Origin of the sequence: Colwellia marinimaniae, from assembly GCF_002207865.1 — a bacterium.
Lineage (GTDB): Bacteria > Pseudomonadota > Gammaproteobacteria > Enterobacterales > Alteromonadaceae > Colwellia > Colwellia marinimaniae.
On the sequence record NZ_BDQM01000031.1, the window covers coordinates 33,891 to 41,949 of the forward strand.

An 8,059-nucleotide genomic window follows, 5' to 3' on the forward strand; every position below is an offset into this window, starting at 1 on the left:
AACAAGTTATTACGGTTAAACAATAGCCTCTACCAGTTGTTACGTTTAAATTACACTTTATAACATCAAGGGCTGTGGCTAACGTTCACACTAACGGAGTTAAAAAACGTCAAAATCGCGCTACATCAGGCAGTTTGTCAGACCATGCTTAAGCATATATACCCGTTGCATATTCAGGAGCACAGCACACTCTTTGCGCCTTGTTATCTCAAAATTGTTCAATAGCAGAGACTAAAATGAAAATCCCACCGCACCTTGGTAAAATAAACCTTGCGAGACGATAGATAAACACGCAAGATCAACCGCTTAATTTACCCAGCAATACATATCGATATTGTTCGCTAAAATTCATTAGGAATTCTATGAAAATTATCAGTTTTAATATTAACGGCCTTCGTGCCCGTCTTCACCAACTGCAAGCGATTATCGATAAACATCAACCCGATATTATTGGCTTACAAGAAATTAAGGTACATGATGAAGTTTTCCCTTTAGCAGCGGTTGAAGCCATGGGTTACCATGTATATTTCCATGGTCAAAAAGCACATTATGGCGTCGCTATGTTATGTAAAAAAGCAGCAGATACCGTGCAGCGCGGTTTCCCTAGCGATGATGATGAAGCACAACGCAGAATGATTATGGTAACAACTACCAACGATAAAGGTGAGAAAGTTACGGTATTAAATGGCTATTTTCCACAAGGCGAAAATATTAGCCACGAAACTAAATATCCCTACAAGCGCAAGTTCTACCAAGATTTAATGAACTACCTTAATGACAACCACACTAATGATGAAAATGTCATCGTCATGGGCGATATCAATATTTCACCACTTGACCTTGATATAGGTATTGGCGAAGTTAACCGTAAACGTTGGTTGAAAAGTGGTAAATGTTCTTTCCAAGACGAAGAACGTCAATGGCTAAAAACCTTAATGGATTGGGGTTTTATTGATACTTTTAGAAAATTACACCCTGATACTAGTGAACGATATTCTTGGTTTGATTATCGCTCACGTGGCTTTGATGATAACCGCGGCCTTCGTATTGATGTTGTTCTAGCAACTAAAGATATGGCAGCACAATGTATTGAAGCTGATATTGATTATGAATTACGCGGCATTGAGAAACCTTCAGATCATGCACCTATTTGGTCAACATTTTCTTAAGGTTCACTCTACATGCATACTGAAAACCTAGCGCAATACCGATGCCCGCTTTGCCAACAAGCCTTGTTACTTACTGAAAAGAGCTACCGTTGTATAAATAAGCACAGCTTTGATCAAGCAAAACAAGGCTATGTAAACTTATTGCCGGTTCAATTTAAGCACTCAAAAGAGCCTGGCGATAACAAGGCAATGGTACAAGCTAGACGGGCATTTTTAGATAAAGGCTATTACCAGCCCTTGCTTGACAGTATGTTAGCGCTCTATCAAAAGTATGGTGATAAAACCGCCGCCGTTTTTGATGCTGGCTGTGGTGAAGGTTTTTATACTCATCAGCATAAAACTGAGCATAATAGTGTCTACGGCGTTGATATTGCCAAAGAAACGATAAAAATAGCCGCAAAACGCTATCAAGATTGTTTTTATAGCGTGGCAACACTTGCTGACTTGCCTTTTAATGATGGCCATTTTGGCTGGCTATATAGTGTTTACGCCCCCATTTTAGAAAATGAGTTTACTCGTATTTTACAAGACAAGGGTTATTTGTTGACGGTTACACCGGCCGATAACCATTTATTTGAGCTTAAAGCACTGATATATCGCCAGGCGAATAAACATGACACTGCAAAACAAGTAATTAAGCAATTAACCTTGATTGAAGAACAACGCTTAAATTACCCGATGAACTTCTCTAATAGTGACGATGTGTTGAATTTATTAGCAATGACACCCTTTGCCTTTAAAGCCAGTAAAGAGTTAATTAACCAATTAAAGCAACAAAAAGAATTCAGTTGCCAAGCTGATTTTGTTCTGCGCTTATATCAAAAGTAATAATAATCAACAGTATGGATAATCGGGGAAGTCACTTTTATCACAACAAACGTTTACGCTAACAATAAACAAAGTAGCGAGAGTTACTTTGTCGTTGCAAAGGTTAATTGTAAAAGTTGCGCAAGATCGATATAGCGTGGTTTATAGGTTGCTAAGCTAGCAATCGCATTTTTATTACTGTGACTATAGCTACGACCATTACTTTGCTCATTGTTACGATCATTGCTATAACCGACTTGCTCAGCAGTTTTCTCTTTACCCTGCTGCTTTACCTTTTCTAAACCACTGTGATACCAAGAAGCCAGTGATGGTGGTAACAACTTATCAGCTTTTACCCCAGATAAAACTAAGGCCTGTACTGGCATACTGATTAAAAACAAACCATAGACCAGCGCTTGCGGTAGTGCATTTATGGCATTATTTATCGAGCCTTGGCCCAATGGATACCCTGAGGCTAAATAAAGCTGCATAATGACAGTAAACATGGCTAAGGCAGGGAAATATCGACAAATAAAGCGGGCGCTTTGTACTGCTCGATAATCCTCAAAATACTGCATTAGTTCTGGCTTGTCAGGCCAAAGTGCTAAATATTTTTGCCCCAATTTAATGAGTTCTACAACGGAGATATTCATATCACTACTATAGCAGTTAGAGCTTATAAGCAACAGTCAGAAATGTAACTAACTAATGAGTACGAATAGTAATCATTAAAACGCCAATAAAACAGTCTTTTATTACTTTGCATCAAGATTTTTAAGCAAGTCCAGCGCTATAATGAAGACACTAATATTATTGCATCTATTATCTCTAAACCTTTTCACTTTTTTAAAAGACAACATACATGACCCAACAAAAATCGCCCAGCCAAGTATCAGTTAATACAACTGCCATTTTAGTGATTAATTGTGGCAGCTCTTCCGTTAAGTTTTCCTTAATCAGGCCATTGACTGGCGAAACGCTATTATCAGGTTTAGCCGAATGTCTACTCAGCTCAACGGCTAGAATCACCATCAAGCAGGGTGAGGAAAAACAGTCTTATAAACTAACCGCTCCCTTTAATCACCAAGCAGCACTGACTGTCTTAGTAGAGCATTTACGACAGCTTAATTTAGTTCAATATATCAGTGCTATTGGTCATAGGGTTGTTCATGGTGGCGAACATTATTCAGAGCCTAGGTTAATTACTGAGGTGGTAGAGCAAGCGATTGCTCAATTGGCAAAACTAGCTCCATTACATAATCCAGCGAACCTTATTGGTATTAAATCATGCCAGCAAGCTTTTGCCGACTTACCGCAAGTAGCAGTATTTGATACGGCGTTTCATCAAAGTATGCCAGAAAAAGCCTACCTCTATGGGCTACCCTATTCACTGTACAAGGAACACGGCATAAGACGTTATGGTTTTCACGGTACCAGCCATTATTTTGTCGCTAAACAAGCAGCAAAATACTTAAATAAGCCGCTAGAGCAATGTAACTTGATCAGTGCCCATTTAGGCAATGGTTGTAGTGTTACCGTTATTAAAAATGGTAAGAGTGTTGATACTAGTATGGGTATGACACCTGGCGAAGGCGTGATGATGGGCACTCGTTGTGGCGATATCGATGCCGGCATTCTCTTTCATCTAGTAGATAATTTAGGTTACGCCATTAATGATGTCGATAAATTAGTCAATAAGGAAAGTGGCTTATTAGGTGTTTCCGGTTTAAGTAATGATTGCCGTACCTTAGAAAAGGCCATGTTAGAAGATAATCATGTGCAAGCCACGTTAGCACTGACGGTATTTTGTTACCGTATTGCTAAAAGCATCGCCTCATATAGCGCCAGCTTAACTCAACTAGACGGCCTTATTTTTACCGGTGGTATAGGTGAAAACTCAAGTTGGGTGCGTACTGAAATAGTGAAACAACTTGGCTTATTAAACTTTTCTTTAGATGAAGATAAGAACCAAGCAACTCGCTTTGGCGCCTCAGCTAATATTGCCACAAAAAACGCCAGAGCTATTTGGGTTATTGCCACCAATGAAGAATGGGTAATAGCCGAACAATCAGCGCTGTTATTAAAAAATTTAGCCAAGTAAATGCTCCATATCACGTTAAGTAGGATTTAATTTATGCCCCATAGAATTATGTTAATCCCTGTTGGCTCAGGTGTCGGTTTAACCAGTGTCTCACTCGGTTTATTACATGCTTGTCAACAAAAAGGTATTAAAGTTGGACACTTCAAACCCATTAGCCAACCTTCGCGTAATAGCTTAGCTAAAAAGAATAAAACCATTGATGCTATTAGCTTATCGCAAAATAGCACTAGCATATCACTTAGTTATGTCGAAGAAAAAATGGGCGATGGCCTGCACGATGCCGTGTTAGAAGAAATTGTTGCCAATTTTAATGCCTTTAAAAAAGATCACGACGTAGTCATTATTGAAGGCTTAGTACCCACAGCAAGACAACCCTATGCTGGGCGTATTAACCGTGATGTCGCCCAAGCGCTCGGTGCCAACATAGTATTGGTTGCTAGCCCTGGCAATGACAGTGCCGAAGAGTTTGAAGACCGACTGCTAGTCACTGCTGAAACCTATGGCGGTATCAAAAACAAGCAGCTCATTGGCTGTGTAATCAATAAACTCAATTGCCCAGATCAAGACGAATACGGTTTATTGCCAAAAGAAGAAGATATAGAAAGTGATTTCAAACTAAAAGACTGGTTAGATTTAGCCATTTTTAAAGACCGGAACTTTGATTTACTTGGCACCATAATGTGGGACATAGACCTCATTGCTCCGCGCATCTGTGACATAAGTAACTACCTTGATGCCAAAGTCCTTAATCACGGTGATATGGCACATCGCCGCTTTCGCAGCGTTGCCTTTTGTGCACGAACCGTGTCTAATTTAGTCAGTTATTTAGTCCCTGGCCGCCTTATTGTTACCCCTGGCGACCGCACCGATATTATTATTGCCACCTGTTTATCAGCATTAAATGGTACTAAATTAGGCGGCATGATATTAACCAATGGCTTTGAACCATCAAAGCAAGTTTGGGACTTATGTAAACAAGCGCTTGAAGCAGGTTTACCGGTATTATCTGTACCCTGGGACACTTGGCAAACATCACGTCACATCATGAGTTTTAACCCAGAAATACCGCAAGATGATATCCAACGTCAAGATAAAGTAAAGCAGCATGTTGCCGATAATTTAAGTAGTCATTGGCTCGAAAGCCTTACCTCAAAAAACAATAGTTATAATTTATTATCACCCCCAGCCTTTAGGCATAAATTAACCGAACTTGCTCGCAAGGCAAACAAACTAATAGTCCTACCTGAAGGAAACGACATACGCACAATCAAAGCGGCAGCAATTTGCTGTGAACGTAATATTGCGCGCTGTCAACTTATGGGTAATAAAGAAGAAATTCTGCAAATAGCCGAGCATCAAGGTATTACCCTTCCTGATAACTTATTAATAACGGATCCCGATACCATTAGAGAAAATTATGTTGGCCCTTTGGTCGAGTTGCGTAAACATAAAGGTTTAACGGATGTTATTGCACTGGAAAACCTCAAAGATAATGTTGTTTTAGCTACTATGATGTTACAACTTGGTCAAGTTGACGGCCTAGTTTCAGGGGCGGTTAATACCACCGCAAACACCATAAGACCCGCATTACAATTAATTAAAACCGCTGCCAATAGCGCTTTAGTTTCATCGATATTTTTCATGTTACTTCCTGAGCAAGTGCTTGTTTATGGCGACTGTGCCATTAACCCAGATCCTAATGCCGAACAGTTAGCCGATATTGCTATTCAATCTGCGGACTCAGCCAAAGCGTTTGGTATTGAACCCATAGTTGCCATGATCAGTTACAGTACTGGCCGTTCCGGACATGGGGCTGATGTAGAAAAAGTCGCTAAGGCAACTGAAATAGCCAAGGCTAAGCGCCCTGATCTTATTATTGATGGACCTCTACAATATGATGCCGCCATTATGGAGAATGTCGCCCGGAAAAAAGCGCCAAACAGTCCGGTAGCAGGGAAAGCGACGGTGTTTATATTCCCAGATTTAAATACTGGCAATACCACCTATAAGGCGGTACAGCGCTCAGCTGGTCTATTAAGCATAGGCCCTATGCTACAAGGCATGAATAAACCCGTTAACGATCTATCACGGGGAGCATTAGTGGATGATATTGTTTATACCATAGCCTTAACGGCAATACAGGCGACACAATAACCTTAGCCCGCTTTATCAATGCTTGTTAATAAATACTCATCTAAAGGTTTAATGTGCAGTTAAAGTGACTTTAAACCAGTTTAACCGCAATAAAACCTTAATTCCACCGTGAAAAGGATCCAACAGGCTATTTTGATAACTTATCTTATTTATTTGTATTTACCACCTAACTAGTCAAAAAATGAGCTACTGGTTTTTTCCTTATTTTTCAATGGCAAAGCTAGTTACCACAAGATTACTAACAATTCTATCCACAGGTTTTGTGGATAGAAAATATCAAGATAACTGTTAACATTACCCAAAGGAAACCTAGTAAAAGCTTCGTAAATGGCCACTATAAATAACTTTCAGTGAGAGCTTGCCATTTTCAAATGCTACTATCAATGGCATGTAAAACAATCAGGATAAATTAAGCCTGACGATAACTAACAAGTGCTATAGTTAAGGTCATATAACAATTTAAGGGCCTTAATGACACAGTTAACGCTTAGACTGATTAACGAGCACTTTGCCATTCATAGTTTATCCAAAAGTGCGATTATCCCAAGTGAAGTATTTAGCGCCAGTATCTTTTTTATCGCCAAAACTTTCGATGAAATATCCATCGTTTTACCGCAAAATATTACTATTGACAGTGATGAAGTGGAATTAAATTGGCAGGCTCTAGAGGTTGTTGGCCCTTTAGCTTTAACAATGACCGGCATTTTATCGAAAATTTCCACGGTATTAGCCAATGAGAAAATTAGTATTTTTGCCATTTCCACTTTCGATACCGATTATATCCTGGTTAAAGAAGAATTTATCAACCAAGCCATTGCAGCGCTACGGGCTAATCAATATATAATAATATAATGCCAAAGCAATAAATAACCTGCATATTGGAAAACTATGATCACCTTATTACTAGTGCCGTAAACTGTCATCACCCCAGAACAGACCTCCCCCCTAAGAAAGACGATCATTCACTTATAAATTAGGTGAAGTTTTAGTTCTGCTATTACCACAAACAGGTCTAAATTTGTTGTTAAAAATCATCCAGTATAATGACCACTTTGATACGATAGCTGACCTTATTAAAACTCTATTTTAATACTGAATTTGTTCTTTTGGCTTATAAAATCAGAGGCAACGAGGGGCAGCTTTCCATTCATAAAGCTGACATTTCCACTTCATACTTCTGTGGCGTTCAGGGGCTCATAGCGCCTTAGGAATATAGTGCCAATGTTGGCTTAGGGGTTAGGTTTTATATGGGTGGTGGCGAATATTAGCGCCGATATCAAACAGTAATTAAGGTATTAAATGCTAAAAAAACTAGCCCTAAAGTAATGATAGGGCTTTAGTTTTTGCTGACTATCATCACTTTTTTAACTCCGATAAAGTGGCTCTGTTCCATCATACTGTTGTCCACATGGCAACTATATGACTTAATAGGAAGTGTTGCTGAAGTGATAAAAGCGAGCTTCACAAGCATGACGGTACAGGATGTACCTTATAAGACAATGCATGGAGCATATTGTCCTGATGTTTGTGCCGAGCCCCATGGATGCTGACGAATCCCCATAACTTTTTAATCTTAGTTGGGTTTAATTCCCCAGCGCTTACGGTGAAAAAAGATGAGATAAACTAACTAAAGATACCCTCTCTTTTCGCAGAAAATTTCGCCTAAGTGAAACCCTTGGGCCGGGAGACTCATTAAAAAAAGCATAAAAATAGTTAAATAAGGTTAGGTGTACCCATGAATATCGGCGATTATTAAATTCTCTAAAACCCAATTGACGTCAATATTCATGAATACATCCACTATGTTACACACCTTTTTCAAAATGTC

6 protein-coding genes are annotated in these 8,059 nt (G+C 39.3%); 5 read left to right on the top strand and 1 reads right to left on the bottom strand.

All coding sequences use genetic code 11. The annotated features are described in order from the left end of the window. Positions 1 to 362 precede the first annotated feature (362 nt). Together xthA and rlmA are read left to right on the top strand one after the other, a co-directional pair. The gene (gene xthA, locus MTCD1_RS14795; RefSeq protein ID WP_057180608.1) at positions 363 to 1,169 is read left to right on the top strand and encodes an exodeoxyribonuclease III; all 807 of its coding nucleotides are present in this window, start codon (positions 363 to 365) and stop codon (positions 1,167 to 1,169) included. Between the two features lie 12 nt (positions 1,170 to 1,181). Continuing rightward, positions 1,182 to 1,997 (top strand): 23S rRNA (guanine(745)-N(1))-methyltransferase, encoded by an 816-nt coding sequence (gene rlmA / locus MTCD1_RS14800; protein ID WP_057180606.1) that lies wholly within the window; start codon positions 1,182 to 1,184, stop codon positions 1,995 to 1,997. A gap of 83 nt (positions 1,998 to 2,080) precedes the next feature. On the opposite strand, the gene MTCD1_RS14805 is transcribed toward rlmA, so the two are convergent. Then, positions 2,081 to 2,629 (bottom strand): DUF412 family protein, encoded by a 549-nt coding sequence (locus tag MTCD1_RS14805; protein ID WP_057180604.1) that lies wholly within the window; start codon positions 2,627 to 2,629, stop codon positions 2,081 to 2,083. 209 nt (positions 2,630 to 2,838) lie between these two features. Between MTCD1_RS14805 and MTCD1_RS14810 the strand changes: the two genes are divergently transcribed. From MTCD1_RS14810 to MTCD1_RS14820, 3 genes are all read left to right on the top strand, one after another. After that, the gene (locus MTCD1_RS14810; protein ID WP_057180602.1) at positions 2,839 to 4,077 is read left to right on the top strand and encodes an acetate/propionate family kinase; all 1,239 of its coding nucleotides are present in this window, start codon (positions 2,839 to 2,841) and stop codon (positions 4,075 to 4,077) included. Positions 4,078 to 4,110: 33 nt separating this feature from the next. Beyond that, positions 4,111 to 6,231, top strand: a complete 2,121-nt coding sequence (gene pta, locus MTCD1_RS14815) for a phosphate acetyltransferase (RefSeq protein WP_057180601.1) — start codon at positions 4,111 to 4,113, stop codon at positions 6,229 to 6,231. Positions 6,232 to 6,702: 471 nt separating this feature from the next. Further along, positions 6,703 to 7,083, top strand: a complete 381-nt coding sequence (locus MTCD1_RS14820; protein ID WP_057180600.1) for an ACT domain-containing protein — start codon at positions 6,703 to 6,705, stop codon at positions 7,081 to 7,083. Positions 7,084 to 8,059 lie beyond the last annotated feature (976 nt).

What these genes read in the sequence shown, in the direction of transcription:
- pta (WP_057180601.1), top strand. Translation starts at nt 4,111, where the DNA reads ATGCCCCATAGAATTATGTTAATCCCTGTTGGCTCAGGTGTCGGTTTA.
- MTCD1_RS14810 (WP_057180602.1), top strand. Translation starts at nt 2,839, where the DNA reads ATGACCCAACAAAAATCGCCCAGCCAAGTATCAGTTAATACAACTGCC.
- xthA (WP_057180608.1), top strand. Translation starts at nt 363, where the DNA reads ATGAAAATTATCAGTTTTAATATTAACGGCCTTCGTGCCCGTCTTCAC.
- rlmA (WP_057180606.1), top strand. Translation starts at nt 1,182, where the DNA reads ATGCATACTGAAAACCTAGCGCAATACCGATGCCCGCTTTGCCAACAA.
- MTCD1_RS14805 (WP_057180604.1), bottom strand. Translation starts at nt 2,629, where the DNA reads ATGAATATCTCCGTTGTAGAACTCATTAAATTGGGGCAAAAATATTTA.
- MTCD1_RS14820 (WP_057180600.1), top strand. Translation starts at nt 6,703, where the DNA reads ATGACACAGTTAACGCTTAGACTGATTAACGAGCACTTTGCCATTCAT.